The following is a 16,787-nucleotide window of genomic DNA, read 5'->3' as shown; positions in this document are numbered from 1 at the left end:
CAGATGGGGGTGGCCCTACGACGGCCCGGCCCCACTTCTCCGAAGGAGCGCCGGAGACCGCCCCGGCCCTTCCGCTGACCTCGCGAAGCCGAAGCCGGCCACCGGCGCCGCGCTCCTCCGCGTCCCGCCCGGAGAAGGGTGAGTACAGATGACGAAGTCCGCCGACGCCCCCGATCCCGGATCGGCCGTGACCGGCAACGGGCCCGCCGTCTCCCGCCGGGAGTTCGACGCGCTCTTCGAGGCGGTCCGCACATGGGGCCGCTGGACCCCGGCAGACCGCGGCGCCTGGAACCGGGTGACCGCCGGCCATGTGCGGCGGGCCGCGGCCGCGGTGCGATCCGGGCTGGTCGTCCCGTTGGCGCTGCCCTGGAACACCCGGCCAGGCCCCGACAACCGCAAGCCCGCTCTGCACCACATGACCGACCTCGGTGACGTGGAGAGCCCGGAACCCTCCACCCACAAGGACTTCATCGCCGCCGACTACCACGGCAAGGGCGTCACGCACCTCGACGCCCTGTGCCACATCGCCTACCGGGGACAGCTCTACGACGGCCGGACGGCCGGAGACGTCGTCGGCGCCGCAGGCGCCCGCTTCGGAGCGGTGTCGGCGCTCGGGCCCCTCGTCACGAGGGGTGTGCTCCTGGACCTCCCCGCCGTCCTCGGGGCCCGCTGGCTGGAGCCGGGCCACGCGGTGCACGCCGAGGACATCACCGCCGCGGAGAGGGCGCTCGATGTGACGATCGGCGAGGGCGACGCGGTGCTCCTGCGGTCCGGGCACGTCCGTCGCCGCACGGAGCTCGGCGCCTGGGACCCCGACACGGCGAGCGCGGGCTTCCATGTGGACGCCCTACCGCTGCTGGCCGAGCGTGGCGTCGTACTGCTCGGCGGTGACGGCGACAGCGACGTACGGCCCTCGCCCGTCGAGGGCGTGCACTCGCCGGTCCATGCGCTGGCCATGGCCGCGATGGGGGTCCCGCTGCTGGACAACCTCGATCTGGAAGCCCTCTCCAACGCCACCGCAGAGGCCGGACGGTATGAGTTCCTGCTGGTGGTCGCGCCGCTGAACGTACCGGGCGGTACAGGGTCGCCGGTCAACCCGGTGGCCGTCCTGTGACGGCCGGCCCGCGGGAGACCGGATACGTCCATCGTGACCCTTGCCCCTAATATCCGTATTCTCATCTATGTCAGATTGTTTCCGGAAAGCGGACTATCGCGAGCGAGGCGAAGCGTGGTTCGGTTCGGCGGGGCACCGACGCCTACGGGGCGTGCGACAGACGGCACAGAGCCCGTCCGTCCGCGTGAGCGTTTTCTGGAGGGTGGGCCGGTCGAGGCGGGGGTGCGCGCGCCCATCTCCAGTTCGTGGCAGCGCTGCCGGTCCCTGGGGCTCTCGCCGGACCGGTCCGACCTCCCCTTCCGGGAGGATGCCGACACGGAGGCGCGGATCATCCGCGCGGCCGTACCGGTACTCGACCGGCTCCAGCACAGGTTCGCCGGCAGTCGGATGAACATCTGTGTCGCCGATGCCAACGGAACGGTCCTCCTGCGCCGTTTCGGAGAGGCGTCCCTCGCCAGAAGCCTCCCGGCGATCCAGCGCGTGCCGGGATTCGTGTTCGCCGAGCAGTTCGCGGGGACGAACGGCATCGGCCTCGCGCTGGCGGAGCGGCAGCTCATCAGGGTCTACGGTGCCGAGCACTTCGCCGAGCGCGCCCAGGGAAGCGCCTGCCGCGCGCTCCCGGTCCGCGACCCGCTCAGCGGCCGTATCGAGGGCGTCCTGTGCTTCGGCTATCCCCGCGACTTCGACCACCCCGCGCTGGCCACCGTGATCCGCGAGGCGGCGCGAGCCATCGAACGGCGGCTGCTCGGGCAGAGTTCCGCACGGGAGCGCGCTCTGCTGCAGGCGTACCTGGAGACCGAGGCCGAAGCCGCCTTCGGCCGTCACCACACCATGGGACTGGACGAACTGGCCCTCGCGCAACGCCCCCGCGACCGTGCGATCCTCCTGGAGAAGGCCACCGAGTTGATCTCCTGTGCGCAGCGGGCCGCCGTCCACGTCCCCCTGTCCGACGGCCGGTACGTCACGCTGCTGAGCCGCTTGATGACGAGCTCCACCGGAGTGGAGGGTCTGGCCATCGAGGCCGTCCTGCCCGGCCCCGTACCGCGCGATCCCCTCCTCGACCCGCGGCGGCTCGACGCGTTGCCGGGCTTTGCCGCCGAGCCTGCCGCCTCCCATGACGGCCCGCCGTCGGGGGCCGCTCACGTCGCCCCACGAGGCCAAGGCGACAGGGGTGTCGCACACGTCGGAGCGGAAAGCGATCAGCAGGCCTCCGCGCCCGCGTCGAGAGGGCTGCTGCTCGTGGGGGAGCCGGAGGTGGCACGGCACGCCCTCGCCGCACGACGCCGCCTGGAGCTGCTGTCCGAGGCCAGCACGCGCATAGGCACCACCCTGGACGTGCGCCGCACCGCCCAGGAACTGGCGGAGACCGCGGTGCCACAACTCGCCGACTACGTCACGATCGACCTGCCCGACGCCGTACTGCGCGGCGAGGAGTCCGCCGTCCCGCACGGCGACCTGCGCCGGACGGTGGTCCACGGCATCCGCCACGACTGCCCGTTCCATCCGGTCGGCAAGCAGGTCGGCTACGGCCCCACCACGCCACAGTTGCGCTGTCTGACCGGCGGGGAGGCGGTACTGGAACCGGACCTGAAGGTCGCCGCGGGCTGGCTCGCCCACGACCCCGAGCACACCGAGGAGCTGCTGGCCCACGTCCACTCCCTCATCGCGGTCCCGCTGGTGGCCCGCGGTGTCGTCCTGGGTGTGGCCGCCTTCTACCGCGGGCGGGATCCCGCCGCCTTCGATGACGACGACCGTTCGCTGGCCCAGGAACTCGCCTCCCGTGCCGCCCTGTCCATCGACAACGCCCGGCGCTACACACGCGAACGCACCATGGTCCTGGCCCTCCAGCGCAGCCTGCTCCCGCACGGGCTGCCCGACCAGGACGCCGTCGAGGTCGCCCACCGCTATCTGCCCGCCGAATCCGACGTGGGCGGGGACTGGTACGACGTCATCCCCCTCTCCGGTACCCGTATCGGGCTCATGGTCGGGGACGTCGTCGGCCACGGCATACTCTCCGCCGCCACCATGGGTCGCCTGCGCACCGCCGCACGCAGCTTCGCCGAACTCGACTTCCCCCCGGACGAAGTCCTCACCCACCTCGACAACCTGGTGGGACGCCTGGACCGGGAGGACTCGGCCGCCGACGAAGCGGACATCATCGGCGCGACCTGCCTGTACGCCATCTACGACCCGACCACACAGCGGTGCACCATGGCCCGCGCCGGGCATCCTCCCCCCGCGCTGGTCCGCCCCGACGGCACGGTGTCCTTCCCGGAGCTGCCCGCCGGGCCACCGCTGGGCCTGGGGGGCCTGCCCTTCGAAGCGGTCGAGACCGACCTCCCCGAGGGCAGCCAGCTGGTCCTCTACACCGACGGACTCATCGAGGACCGGCACCGCGACGTCGACAAGGTCCTCGACCAGTTGCGCGAGGTCCTGGGCCACCCGGAGCGCACGCCCGAGGAGACCTGCCAGGTGGTCCTGAACAGCGTGGCGCCCGCCCACCCCCACGACGACATCGCCCTGCTCGTCGCCCGCACCCATGCCCTGGACCCGGACCGGATCGCCGTCTGGGACCTGGAGCCCGACCCGGCCCGCGTCTGCGAAGTCCGCGCCGGTGCCATGCGTCAGCTGGCCGACTGGGGACTCGACGAAGCCGCGTTCGCCGCGGAGCTGATGCTCAGCGAGCTGGTCACCAACGCCATCCGGCACGGTTCCGGGCCCGTCCGCGTACGGCTGCTCCACGACCGCAGCCTGATCTGCGAGGTCTCCGACAGCAGCAACACCGCCCCGCATCTGCGCCGGGCGGCCAGCACCGACGAGGGCGGCCGGGGCCTGTTCCTCGTCGCACAGCTGGCACAGAGCTGGGGTACGCGCTACCTGCCCCAGGGCAAGGTCATCTGGGCCGAATGCGGCCTCGACGGTGTCTGAGACCGTCGGCGCCACTGACCCGTTGGTGTCACAGACGGCATGAAATGCCGAAAATGCCATTGATCGTCCCGTTAGGATCTGGGGCGACAGTCGGGCAGAACCGCCAGGCCGACCTTCGGAGATGTCCGTGCACGACGCTCCCGACACCGCTGCGGAACCCCTGCTCCGCATCCGCGGGCTCACCAAGCGGTTCGGCGGGACCCTCGCGCTGGACGAAGTCGACCTCGACGTCCACACGGGCAGCGTCCTCGCCCTCCTCGGCCCCAACGGAGCCGGAAAGTCCACCCTCATCAAGGTGCTCGCCGGCGTCCACCACGCCGACGCGGAACAGGTCACGGTGGACGGGCACCCGCTCGGGAGTCAGGCCGCCTCCCGCGCCATGTCCTTCATCCACCAGGACCTCGGGCTCGTGGACTGGATGACGGTCGCCGAGAACATCGCCCTGAGCATCGGCTATCACCGCCGCGCCGGGCTGATCTCCTGGCGGCGCACCCGGGAGCACTGCACCGAGGCCCTGCGGACGGTCGCCGCGCACCTCGACCCGGCCACACCGGTCGCCCGCCTCTCCCCCGCCGAGCGCTCACTGGTCGCCATCGCCCGCGCCCTGGCCGCCCAGGCGAAACTCATCGTCCTCGACGAGCCGACCGCCCGCCTGCCCGCCGCGGACTGCGCCCGGCTCTTCCGCGCCCTGCACGCCCTGCGCGACCAGGGGCACGGCCTGCTCTACGTCAGCCACCGCCTGGACGAGGTGTACGAGGTCGCCGACGCCTTCGCCGTCCTGCGCGACGGCCGCCTCGTCAGCCACGGCACCCTGGCGGGCCACAGCCCCTCCCGTCTGGTGCGTGACATCGTCGGCGGGGAACCGGTCCGGCACCGCCCCGCCACGGCACCCGCCGACGGTCCGGCCGTCCTGACCCTGGACGGCGTACGGACCGCCGGCGCGGGACCGGTCGGCCTGGAACTCCGGGCCGGGGAGGTCCTCGGCCTGGTGGGCCTCTCGGGCGCCGGGCACATGGACCTGGGCCGAGCCCTCGCCGGCGCCCGGCCCCTCCTCGGCGGCCGGGTACTCCTCGGCGGCCGGCCCTACCGGCCCCGGACGGTCGCCGACGCCGTCCGCCTGGGTGTCGGCTTCGTGCCCGGCGACAGACAGCGGGAGGGCTGCGCGGCCGAGCTGACCGTACGGGAGAACCTTCTGGCCAACCCGCGCGCCGGGGGCGGGCCGGCGCTGCGGTGGATCGCCCCCCGCCGCGAACGCGCCGAGGCCGCCGGCCTGCTCGAACGGTTCTCGGTGCGTCCCCGCGACACCGAGGCGCCCGTCGGCACGCTGTCCGGCGGCAATCAGCAGAAGGTCATGATCGGCCGGTGGCTCCGGGTGGGCCTGCGTCTGTTGATCCTCGAGGAGCCGACCGCGAGCGTGGACATCGGGGCCAAGGCCGCCGTCTACCGGCTGCTCGACGAGGCACTGGCCGCCGGCCTCGCGGCCCTGCTGGTCTCCACGGACTTCGAGGAGGTCGCGGGCCTGTGCCGGCGCGCCCTGGTGTTCGTCCGCGGCTCCGTGACCGCCGAGCTGAGCGGTCCGGGCCTCACGGTCGCCGGGCTCACCCGGGCGGCCTCGGCCATGCCCCCGGCCGGAACCGCGGCGGCCTCATGACCGCCCCGCCGCCTCCGGCCCCGTCCCCGCCCCCGTCCCGGCGGCACCGCCGGGGACCTGCCGGACACCTAGTCAGCGCCTACGGCCTGCCGGCCCTCACCGCTCTGCTCTTCCTGGTCTTCTCCCTCCTGCTGCCGCATACGTTTCCCACGCCGGACACGGTCCGGTCGCTGCTGTCCAACCAGTCGATCCCCGCCGTCCTCGCCCTCGCCGCCACGGTCCCCATCGTGACCGGCGCATTCGACCTCTCTCTCGGCTACGGCCTCGGCCTGGCGCACGTCATGGTGATGCAGCTGATCGTCAACGAGCGTTGGCCCTGGCCATGGGCCTGCCTCATGGTCGTCGCCGGAGGGGTGGTGGTGGGTGTCCTCAACGGTGTCGTCGTCGAGTTCGGCCGGATCGACTCCTTCATCGCCACCCTCGGGACCGGCAGCATGATGTACGCCGTCACCGGCTGGGTCACCGGCGGCGGCCGGATCGTCCCCGGCCCCCAAGGTCTCCCCGCCGCCTTCACCGACCTCTACGACTCCAGGGTGCTCGGCCTTCCGCTGCCCGCCTTCTACGTACTCGCCCTCGCGGTCGCGCTCTGGCTGACGCTGGAGCGGCTGCCGCTCGGCCGGTACCTCTACGTCATCGGCTCGAACCCACGCGCCGCCGACCTCGTCGGCATCCCGACCCGCAGGTACACCATCTACGGGTTCACCGCGTCGGGCCTGATCGTCGCCTGCGCCGGTGTGCTGCTCGCGGCCCAGCAGCAGATCGGCAACCCCAGCGTCGGCCTCGAATATCTGCTGCCCGCCTTCGTCGGTGCCCTCCTCGGCTCCACCGCGATCACACCCGGCCGCCCCAACGCCCTGGGCACGCTCGTCGCCGTCGCCGTGCTCGCCGTCGGCCTCACCGGCATCGGCCAGATGGGCGCCGACTTCTGGACGATTCCCCTGTTCCACGGCGGCACCCTCCTCCTCGCCGTCGGTCTGGCCGGCTACTCCGCCCGCCGCCTGCGCAGCGGGGCCGACGCACCCGGTGAGGCGGCCGCCCCACCCCCGAAGCCGCCGTCCTCGAAGCCGGACGGTGGCACGACGGGCACCACCCCATGACGCGCTTCACGGGCCGCCTGCGGCCGCGGCCCCCCGTCCCTCGGCGAGGAGCTGCCGTGCACCGCAACCGCGTGGGCGTCCTCGGGATGGTCAGGGCGCGATCGGCCGTGCCGGCCCTGCTCCTGGCGGCGACCGCCCTCGCGGGCTGCGAACGCGGCTCGCCGCAGGGCCCCGGGGTCTCCCCCACGGGCCCGAGCGGCTGCCCCGCGGCGCAGGCGAAGGCCGAGGCCGCCGTGACCCGGGCGGAGAAGACCGACGTCCCCTGGAAAGGGCCGACCAGTGGCCCCCGGGCCGTGCCCGGCAGGACGATCGCCTACGTCGCGCAGACCATGATCAACCCCGGTGTCGCGGGCGTCGCACAAGGCGTACGGGAGGCCGCGCGGGTCATCGGCTGGAACGTCCGGGTGATCGACGGCGAGGGCACCCCCGCCGGCATCCAGGCGGCGCTGAGCGAGGCCGTGGCCCTCCGCCCGTCGGGCATCGTCATCGGCGGTTTCGACCCCGACTCGACCTCGCAGCAGGTCGCGCGGGCCACCGCGGCGCACATCCCGCTCATCGGCTGGCACGCGGTCGCCTCCCCCGGCCCCAGCGTGCGGCCGAGGCTCTTCACCAACATCACCACCCACGTGGACGACGTCGCCGCGACCAGCGCGCAGTGGGTCATCGCACGCTCCCGCGGAAACGCCGGGGTCGTCGTCTTCACCGACGCCTCGATCCCCTTCGCCCGGCACAAGTCCGAGCTGATCAGGAAGGGGTTGGCCGCCTGTGCGGGCGTGCGACTGCTGGCGTACGAGAACATTCCGATCCCGGACGCGAGCAGCCGCACCCCGAGGGAGGTCTCCTTCCTTCTCTCCCGCTTCGGGAACCGGTGGACCCACTCCGTCGCCATCAACGACCTGTACTTCGCCGACGCCGCCCCCGCCTTCCGCGCGGCCGGGGAGAAGGGCTCCGGCCCGCCCTTCAACATCGGCGCCGGCGACGGCGACCCGTCCGCCTTCCAGCGCATCAACAGCAGGCAGTACCAGGCGGCCACCGTCCCCGAACCGCTGTCCCTCCAGGGCTGGCAGATCCTCGACGAGTTCAACCGCGCCTTCTCCGGCCGTCCGGCCAGCGGCTATGTCGCGCCGGTCCACATCTCCACGGCGGACAACAGCGAAGGAGCCACGGCCTGGGACCCCTCGGGCTACCGGGAGGCGTACCGGAGGATCTGGGGCAGGTGACGGAGGCGTCGCGCCCGTGCACGGCGCACGGCCGTCTCCTTCCGGGCACCGCGAAGAGGCGCCTGACCTCGGCTTCCGCCCGTCAGGCGCCTCTCGTCCGGCCCGCACAGGCCGCTATGCGGCGGGCCAGGGCAGGGCCTTGCGCTCCAGTTTGCCGCTGGCGGTCAGCGGCAGTTCGGCGATGGGGACGACCGCGTTGGGGAGCATGTAGTCCGGCACCTGGTCCTGGAGGAAACGGCGCAGGTCCTTCAGTGAGGGGGCCTCTGTGACCGGGATGACGTACGCGACCACCTTCGGGAAGTCGGTGTCCTGGTCCTGGACGGCGGCGACCGCGTCCTTGACCCCGGCGTGGGCGAGCAGCGCGCTCTCGATCTCGCCCAGCTCCACACGGTGACCGCGGACCTTCACCTGGTGGTCGCTGCGGCCCACATACTGGATGTCACCGCCGGGCAGCGGGATGGCGAGGTCACCGCTGCGGTAGAGCGTCGCGCCGGGCTCGTCGGAGTACGGGTCCGCAAGGAACCGCTTGCGGTTGAGCTCCGGCCGGCGGAGATAGCCGCGGCCGACGCCGGGACCGCCGACGTAGATCTCACCGACCGTGCCCTCGGGAACGGGGTTCATCTGCTCGTCGAGGATGTGCACTTGCAGGTCGGGGATCGCGCAGCCGACGACACTGGCGGTGTTCTCCGTGTCGGCGCGGTCGATCTCCCGGTAGGTGGTGTGCACCGTGGTCTCGGTGATGCCGTACATGTTGACCAGCCGCGGGCTGCGGTCGCCGTGCCGGTCGAACCAGGCGGCGAGGCTCGGTATGTTGAGCGCCTCGCCGGCGAACACGACGAAGCGCAGGGCGAGTTCGGCGCCACTGAGCTCCTGGGCCTGCGCGAACTGCTTGAACGCGGTGGGCGTCTGGGTCAGCATCGTGACCCGCTCGTTCACCACCAGGGCGTGGAAGTCCTCGTAGGAACGCGCCACCAGGTGCGGTACGACGACCAGCCGGCCGCCGTACGCGAGGGCGCCCCACATCTCCCACACCGACAGGTCGAAGGCCGCGGAGTGGAACAGCGGCCATACGTCGGTCGTGGCGAAGCCGAACCAGTGCTCCGTGCGGGTGAACAGCCGCGTCACGTTGTAGTGGTCGATCAGCACGCCCTTCGGCTTACCGGTGGACCCCGAGGTGTAGATGACGTAGGCCAGGTTCGCGCTGGTCGCCGTGGTGGGCGGGTTCTCGTCGCTCGCCGCCGCGAGCTCGTCGGCCAGGTCGTCGAGGACGAGCACGCTGCGGCCCTCCTCGGCCGGGAACTTGTCCCGGACGGAGTCGGCGGTCAGCAGCAGCGGCACCCGCGAGTCGGACAGCATCAGGGCGAGCCGCTGCACCGGGTACCGGGGGTCCAGCGGGAGGTAGGCGGCGCCGCTCTTGAGGATGCCGAGGATGCCCACGACGAGCTCCACCGAGCGCTCCAGCGCGATACCGATCAGCACCTCCGGTCCGGCACCCCGGGCGCGCAGCAGGTGGGCCACGCGGTTGGCACGCCGGTTGAGCTCGTCGTAGGTGAGATGCCACCCCTCGAACGTCAGCGCGATCGCGTCCGGGTTCTCCCGGACCCGAGCCTCGAACATGCTGTGCACACAGGGAAGTCCGGGGATCCCGGGGCGCATCCCACCCTCATCCGCTATCGGCAGCACCGCGTTCTCTCCTTGTTCCACGTCGATGGCACGGTCGGCGGCCATCACCGTTCCTTGTTCTTTCCGTTGACGCCGGCGCTGTCGGCACCGGCGGTCACCGTCTTGGGGGCGGCCGGTCCGGCGAGCAGCCGGCGGCGCAGACCCGCCATGCTCGATCCGGTCGGCCGGGTGGTACCCGTCACCGCCGCAGGCTCCGTTTTCGCCGGCTCCGTCGCCGCAGGCTTCCCGGGCTCGGCGACCTGAGAGACCGGGCGAGCGGTGACCGGACCGCCGAGGCGGTAGGTCTCCCGGGAGAAGGGGTAACCGGGGAGGCTGACCCGCCGCGGCGGAACGTCGTGCAGCCCGTCCCAGGGCAGGTCGTAGCCCTGGCAGTACAGGTCGGCCAGCGCCTGGAGGGTCTCGAGAGGGTCCCGGCGGCGGCTGATCAGCTCTTCGCCGTACTGCCGGATGGCGTAGGTCCCCTCGAAGCCGCGGGGCACCTCGCCCCTCAGGACGACGGGCGACCGCTCACCCGCGGCCGCGCCGCGCAGCAACTCCAGCGCCTCCGCCCGGTCGGCCGCGATCACGGCCACCCGGTGGTCGAAGTGCCGTCGACCCGCCATGAGTGTGTGGGCGACCGAGCCGAGCTCCACGTCCTCGTCGCCGAGCACCCGGAGCAGGTCGTCGATCCGCGCGCGCAGGGCGTCCTCGGTCCGCGCCGACACCAGCAGCAGGTGGTACGGCGCCGGTGCGGCCGGTACGGCTTCGGTCCGGTACTCGGACACCACGAGGTGCGCGTTGGTGCCGCTCAGCCCGAAGGCGCTGACCGCGCCGGTGAGCGGCCGCCCGTCCGCGGAGTCCCAGGGACGGGTGGCACGGTTGACGTAGAACGGGCTGCCGGTCCACTCGATGAACTCGTTCTGCTCCTGGACGTGCAGGCTCGCCGGGATGGTCCGGTGCCGCAGCGCCAGCACCAGGCTGATCAGGCTGACCACGCCGGAGGCGGCGAAGGAGTGGCCGAGGTTGGACTTCGTCGACGTGAGCGCGCAGTACCCCGTGCGGTCGGTGCGGCCGCTGAAGGCGTCGTTGAGCGCGTTCACCTCGATCGGGTCGCCGAGCCGCGTCCCGGTGCCGTGTGCGACCACGTGCGTCACCTCGTCGGCCTCGATGCCGAACCGGTCGTGGACCTGCCGGACCAGCTTGGCCTGGGCGACTCCGCTGGGTGCGGCGATGCCGTTGGTCCGTCCGTCGTAGTTGATCCCGCTGCCCCGGACGACCGCGTGGATCGGGTCGCCGTCGGCGACGGCCTGCGACAGCCGCTTGAGGACGACCACGGCCACCGCCTCGGCGGGAACCATGCCACCCGCACGCCGGTCGAAGGCGAAGCAGCGTCCGTCCGCGGAGAGCAGCCCCGCGCCGGCCATGCCGGCGATGGTGTCCGGGTGCAGGAGCAGGGTGACACCGGCCGCGACGGCCGTGTCGCATTCGCCGCTGCGCAGGCTCTGACACGCCTGGTGGGTGGCCACCAGACCGGACGAACAGGCGGTGTTGATGGCCATGTTGGGCCCGTCCAGGTCGAGGAAGTAGGCGAGCCGTGCGGCGAGCACCCCCTCGTGCTGGGCCGTGATGGTCGTGTCCGCCCCGGTGCTGAGGTGGTAGTCACCGCCCTCGACGCCGACGAACATGCCGACGCGGCCCGCCTGGAGCCGGGTGTCCGACTGGCCGGCGTCCTCCAGGGCCCGCCACGCCTCCTGGAGCAGCAGCCGCTGACGGGGGTCCATCATCTCCGCCTCACGGGGCGAGATGCCGAAGAACAGCGGGTCGAACTCGTACACCCCGGGCGCCCAACCGCCCTGCCAAGGGCCGGTGAACCGGTCGGGGTCCGGCGCGGTGACGACGTCCCGGCCCTCGCTGAGGATGCTCCACAGCTCACCGGTGTCGCGGGCGCCGGGGAACCGGCCGCTCATGCCGATCACGGCGATCGGCTCGTCGGCCGGCCGGGTCCCGGTCGCGGTGCCGGCCGGGGCGACGGCCGACGAGGCCGCGGACGTGGCCCGCAGCGAGCTGCGCCGCACGCGCGGAGCGGACTCGGCGGCGACCGGGGGTTGCGCGTCCGGCTCGCCGTAGAACCCGCGGATCAGCGCGCCGTGCTCGGCGAGGTAGTACCGCGTCAGGTGTGCGGGCGTCGGGTGGCCGAAGAACATCGCGGGCGTGATCTCGACACCGAAGTGCGCGGTGAGCTGCTTGGCGAACTGCGGCAGCCGGATCGAGTCGAAGCCGAAGTCCGCGAAGTTCGCGTCGGCGTCCAGCCGGTCCGGCGTGATCTTGAGCAGCCGCCCGATGATCTCCTTGATGTCACGGGTGACGCTCTGTTCCGGCGTCATCCCGCGCAGGCCGGGCCGCCGGCCCGGCGCCGGCGCGGCGGGCCGCGGTGCGGCGTCGGCGGCCAGGGCGAGACCGCTGAGGGTCAGGACCGGTGTCCCGTCGGCGGTGCAGAGCTCGACGTCCAGCTGGGACGCCCGGCCGCGGACCACGGCCCAGGCCGCCGTCCCCGCGCCGTGCACGCGCAGTTCCCGCAGCGTCTCCGGGCGCCCGGGGGCGCCCAGGAGGGCGGCGGCGCGGACCGCCGTGTCCAGTGCGGTGCCGCCCTCGGCGTCCGCGGCCAGTTCGACCAGCACCGTGTCGGTCCCGATGTGGAGGGCGCGGGCGCCTGCGTACTCGGGTCCGGACGGCTCGGTGCGCGGGCACCGTGCCCGCAGCGCGTCCAGGTCGACGGCGGTTTCCGGGGCGTCGGCAGCCTCCGTGGCGGGGATCAGCAGGCCGGTGCCGTACAGCACCGGGTCCTCGCCGGTGCCGAACGCCTCGAACCGGAACTCGCCGGCGGTGGCGTTCAACGCCAGGTTCAGCTCGACCGGGCCGTCCAGGCGAGGCGTGGGCTCGGGCCAGCGCACCTCCCGCACGGCCACGGCGGGGGAGCCGTCGGCCAGCTCCAGCGCGGCCCGGGCCAGCTCCAGCAGGGCCATGGCGGGGAACCGGCGCGCGCCGCCCTCGGCGGCCCGGGCCAGGAACGGCTCACGGCCGGTGAAGGTCGAGGTGAAGCGCACCTCCGTCAGGTCGGAGGTGTTGCGGTGCAGCAGCGGATGCAGCGGGCGTGCCACCGGCGCCGGGCTCTCGTTGATCCAGCACCGCTCGCGCGCGAACGGGTACGCCGGCAGGGCGATCCGGCGCGGGGGGCCGCTCGGGTAGATCCGGGACCAGTCGACCGTGTGGCCCTTGGTCCAGGCCTCCAGCACGCGGTCGTGGGCGCCCTGGTCCAGCCAGGTGTCCACCGGCAGGGTGCCGGGCTCGCGACCGGCCCGGCCGCGGTACCACTGCCCGGTACGGCCTTCGACGAACGCCCGCAGCCGGTCGCGGACCGCAAGGACGGAGTCGGCCCGGAAGGCCAGCCGCTCGGTCATCGCCTCCCGGCCGGTCTGCAGGGTGTACACCAGCTCGGTGAGGTCCGCCTCGGCGGTGTCCAGGAAGGAGGCCAGCCGGCCGGCGGCCTCCCGGAGCCGGTCCTCGTCCTTGGCCGACAGCACGACCAGGCCGGGCACGTCGTACCGGCGCACCGGCGTCGCGACGTACTCCTCCACGATCACGTGCGCGTTGGCGCCGCCGGCGCCGAAGGACGAGATGCCGGCCCGCCGCGGCGTTGCGTCCGTCCGCCACGGGCCCACCTCGCGCTGCACCCGGAACGGTGTGCCCGCGAAGTCGATGTGGGGGTTCAGCGCGTCCGTGTGCAGGGTCGGGACGAGTTCGCCGTGCCGCAGCTGGAGCAGGACCTTGGTGAGTCCGGCGATGCCCGCCGCGCTCTCGGCGTGCCCGATGTTGGACTTCACCGAGCCGATCGCGACCGGGTACGCCCGGCCGGCGCGCTCGCCGAGGGCGCCGGCCAGTCCGGCGATCTCGATCGGGTCGCCGAGGGAGGTGCCCGTGCCGTGGGCCTCCACGCAGCTCACGGTGGCCGGGTCGACGCCGGCCCGGTCGAGCGCCTCGGCGATCACGGCGCGCTGGGCCGCCGGGTCGGGGACGGTGTACCCGTTGGTGCGGCCGCCGTGGTTGACGGCGCTGCCCTTGATCACGCCGTGGATCCGGTCGCCGTCGGCGATCGCCCGCGACAGCGGCTTGAGCAGCACCGCGCCGACGCCCTCGGCGGGGACGAAGCCGTCGCCCCCGGCCCCGAACGCGGCACAGCGGCCGGCCTCGGACAGGAAACCGCCCTGACCGAGCATGAGGAACTTGTTGGGGTGCACCGAGACGTTGACACCGCCCGCGAGCGCGAGGTCCGACTCCCCGCGCCGGATGCTCTCGCAGGCCAGGTGGATCGCGGTCAGCGAGGCCGAGCACATGGTGTCGACAGCCAGGCTCGGGCCGGTGAAGTCACCGAAGTACGAAACCCGGTTGGCGATGGACGCGGCACTGCCGGCCATCGCGACCGGTTCGCCGGCGAGCTGCTCCTGGGCGCCGTAGAGCTGGTACTCGGAGTACATGACGCCGACGAAGACCCCGACCCTGCCCTGCGCGTTGAGGGCGTCGCGGGTGTAGCCGGCGTCCTGGAGCGTCGCGTAGGAGCACTCCAGGAAGAGCCGCTCCTGCGGATCCATCAGCTCCGCGTCCACGGGTGAGATACCGAAGAACAGCGGGTCGAAGCGGTCGACGTCGGCCAGGAAGCCGCCGCGCCAGTCGCGGCCGGCCGTGGTCGCCCAGCGGTCGGCGGGCACCTCGGTGACGCTGTCGCGGCCCGCGCGCAGGTTCGCCCAGAACGCGTCGAGGGTGTCCGCCCCGGGGTAACGGCCTGCCAGGCCGACGATCGCCACGTCCTCCTCTCGGCGGCGTGCGGTCGTCTCGGCCTCCGCGCGCCGGACGGGCGCCGGCGGGAGCTGCGCCGCGGTGTCCCGCGGGGCCGGGACGGTGTCGCGGCCTGCGCCGCTCAGGATCTCCGGGTGGGTCCGCTCGAAGTGTTCGGCGAGCGAGGCGAGCGTCCGGTGCTCGAACAGCAGGGTGCTGCCGACCTCGCCGAAGACCTGCCGAAGCCGTGCCGTGAGCTGGACGACCACGATGGAGTCGATACCGAAGGATTCGAAGGGGGCGTGCGCGGCGAGGTCGGCGGTCTCCACCTTCAGCGCCTCGGCGAAGAGGCTGCGCAGCAGCTCGACGCCGCGCTCGCGCAGGGCGGCGGACTTCTGGACCGGGGGTTGCTCGGCCGCGGTCCGTTGCGTGACCGGCTCCGCCGCCCGCGGGCGGGGCTCCGACAGCAGGGAGACGACTCCGTCGCTCTCGGCCATGATGACGTGGTGGGGCAGGTCGCGGCCCGCGCCGAGCGGGAACGCCACCGTCCGGAAGCCGACGTCACCCAGTGCGCGGCGCCAGGTGGCGGGCGCGAGCACGGGGCCGCCGGGGATGCGCAGTTCCGCGTCCTCGGAGAGCCACCAGCCTTCGAGCAGCCCGAAGGTCAGGTGCACCCACACCTCGTTCCTGGTCAGCTCGTTGACGAGCAGCAGCCCGTTCGGGCGCAGCAGCGCCTTGGCGTGGGCCAGGGTGCGGTGCATCCGCCGGGTCGCGTGCAGCACGTTGGTGGCGACGACCAGGTCGTAGGCGCCGAGTTCGACGTCCTGGTCGGCCGGGGAGCGCTCGATGTCGAGCAGCCCGTAGCCGAGGAAGGGGTTGTCGGGGCCGTAGGTGTCCTCGGCGTGCTGGAGGAACGCGGGCGACAGATCGGTGTAGCGGTACTCCGCGACCGCGTCCCGGTACGGCCGCAGCCGCCGGAACACCATCGCGCTGGTACCACCGGTGCCTGCGCCCACCTCCAGGATGCGCACCCGGGCCGCCGGGTCCGCGGCCAGACGCCGCTCGACATAGGCGACCACGGCGTCCGCCAGCACGCCGTTGAAGAAGTCCGCCAGGCGGTTGCCCTGGTAGAGGCCCTGCACCAGGTCCATGGAGGAGTCCGGGAACAGGATCTCGGTGGCCAGCCGGCGGCCGGTCAGCACGTCCGGCAGCGCCTTCAGCACGGTGTCGATCAACACCACCTGGGTCCGGAAATCCGGCCCCGCCAGAACGGTCGCCTTCGTACGCTCCCACTCCGGCCACGCGGACGCCCGCGTCGTCCGCAGCGGGGTGCAGGACACGCCGTCGTAGCGGACCTGGCCATGCGTGTCCAGCAGGCGCAGGGTCTCGTCGAGCCAGCGCCCGAGGTGGCCGTGGGCCAGGGCGGAGACGCCTTCGACCGGTCCGCTGAACCAGCCGGTCGCGTGCAGCCGGTCCCAGATGAGGTCGGCGATCAGGGCGTCGATCCCGCCGCCCGCCAACGCCTGGGTCTCCTGGGACAGTTCGGTCAGGGTGTGGGCGGTGAGCAGGGAGCGCTCGTCGGCCTCGACGCCGCGGTCGCGCAGGCGTTCCACGTAGGCGGCCAGACGCACCCGGTCCCAGCCGTACTCCTCCAGCGGGGCCTGCGGGTCGATCGCCGCACCCTCGACGCCCAGCACGTCCGACACCAGGCCGCGCACCTGCGCCGCATCCGGTCCGGCGGCACCGGCCGACGGCAGGTCCGTGGGTACGGCCGCGGAGGCGAACCGCTCTTCGAGGTCGGCCTGGACGGTGGCGGCCAGAGCCGGCAGCGGGTGCAGGTCGCCGACCGGGACCGGGACGATCGTGATGCCCGCGATGTCGACGCTGCCGGTGGTGTTGAGGAAGCCGGCGTGGACCCGCGGCCCCGCCACGACCGCCTCCACCGCGGCCATCGCCTCCGGCGCCTCGATCGACACCAACCCCAACCGCCGCATCCGCTCCCGCTGCTCCGGAGTGGACACCGCCCCCACACTGCCCCAATAACCCCAGTGCACCACCCGCACCCGGCCCGGCAACTCCCCCGCCAGCCGCGCCGCGAACGCATCCTGGAACGTACAGCCCGCCGCATAGTTGCTCTGCCCCGCCGCCCGCAGGAACGCGTTCAACGACGAGAAGAACAACACCAGTTCAAGCGCCGGACCACCGAACGCCTCCACCAGGTGAACACTCCCGGCCACCTTCACATCCAACGCCGCCCGGAACTCCCCCTCCGACATCGACGCCAG

7 protein-coding genes are annotated in these 16,787 nt (G+C 73.0%); 5 read left to right on the top strand and 2 right to left on the bottom strand.

Features of this window, described 5'->3' with window-relative positions; genetic code table 11:
- Positions 1-148: 148 nt before the first annotated feature.
- The 5 genes from ACZ7DL_RS23095 to ACZ7DL_RS23075 all read left to right on the top strand — a co-directional run bounded on the left by ACZ7DL_RS23095 (position 149) and on the right by ACZ7DL_RS23075 (position 8,010).
- A complete protein-coding gene (locus ACZ7DL_RS23095; RefSeq protein ID WP_470776554.1) occupies positions 149-1,114 on the top strand; it encodes a cyclase family protein in 966 nt (321 codons plus the stop codon).
- A gap of 114 nt (positions 1,115-1,228) precedes the next feature.
- Entirely contained in the window at positions 1,229-4,042 is a 2,814-nt protein-coding gene (locus ACZ7DL_RS23090) for a SpoIIE family protein phosphatase (RefSeq protein ID WP_470776552.1), read from the top strand.
- 121 nt (positions 4,043-4,163) lie between these two features.
- Entirely contained in the window at positions 4,164-5,693 is a 1,530-nt protein-coding gene (locus ACZ7DL_RS23085; RefSeq protein WP_470776550.1) for a sugar ABC transporter ATP-binding protein, read from the top strand.
- Complete coding sequence (locus ACZ7DL_RS23080) at positions 5,690-6,790, top strand: ABC transporter permease (RefSeq protein ID WP_470776548.1); 1,101 nt, start codon at positions 5,690-5,692, stop codon at positions 6,788-6,790. The genes ACZ7DL_RS23085 and ACZ7DL_RS23080 overlap by 4 nt, the downstream gene beginning before the upstream one ends.
- Positions 6,791-6,846: 56 nt before the next feature.
- Positions 6,847-8,010, top strand: coding sequence for a substrate-binding domain-containing protein (locus ACZ7DL_RS23075; protein ID WP_470776546.1), 1,164 nt, complete (start codon positions 6,847-6,849; stop codon positions 8,008-8,010).
- Between the two features lie 114 nt (positions 8,011-8,124).
- Here ACZ7DL_RS23075 and ACZ7DL_RS23070 read toward each other — a convergent pair whose 3' ends face one another.
- Complete coding sequence (locus ACZ7DL_RS23070) at positions 8,125-9,738, bottom strand: amino acid adenylation domain-containing protein (RefSeq protein ID WP_470776544.1); 1,614 nt, start codon at positions 9,736-9,738, stop codon at positions 8,125-8,127.
- Positions 9,738-16,778, bottom strand: a complete 7,041-nt coding sequence (locus ACZ7DL_RS23065; RefSeq protein WP_470776542.1) for a beta-ketoacyl synthase N-terminal-like domain-containing protein — start codon at positions 16,776-16,778, stop codon at positions 9,738-9,740. Before ACZ7DL_RS23065 ends, ACZ7DL_RS23070 begins: the two co-directional genes overlap by 1 nt.
- Between the last annotated feature and the right edge of the window lie 9 nt (positions 16,779-16,787).

The sequence above is a fragment of the Streptomyces sp. NPDC036984 genome, from assembly GCF_055607665.1.
The sequence above is the reverse complement of the archived record's forward strand: the minus strand, read 5'-3'. Positions and strand labels throughout refer to the sequence as shown.

Coding starts and splice junctions, on each gene's coding strand:
- ACZ7DL_RS23085 (WP_470776550.1), top strand. CDS start 4,164: ATGTCCGTGCACGACGCTCCCGACACCGCTGCGGAACCCCTGCTCCGC.
- ACZ7DL_RS23095 (WP_470776554.1), top strand. CDS start 149: ATGACGAAGTCCGCCGACGCCCCCGATCCCGGATCGGCCGTGACCGGC.
- ACZ7DL_RS23070 (WP_470776544.1), bottom strand. CDS start 9,738: ATGGCCGCCGACCGTGCCATCGACGTGGAACAAGGAGAGAACGCGGTG.
- ACZ7DL_RS23080 (WP_470776548.1), top strand. CDS start 5,690: ATGACCGCCCCGCCGCCTCCGGCCCCGTCCCCGCCCCCGTCCCGGCGG.
- ACZ7DL_RS23065 (WP_470776542.1), bottom strand. CDS start 16,778: ATGTCGGAGGGGGAGTTCCGGGCGGCGTTGGATGTGAAGGTGGCCGGG.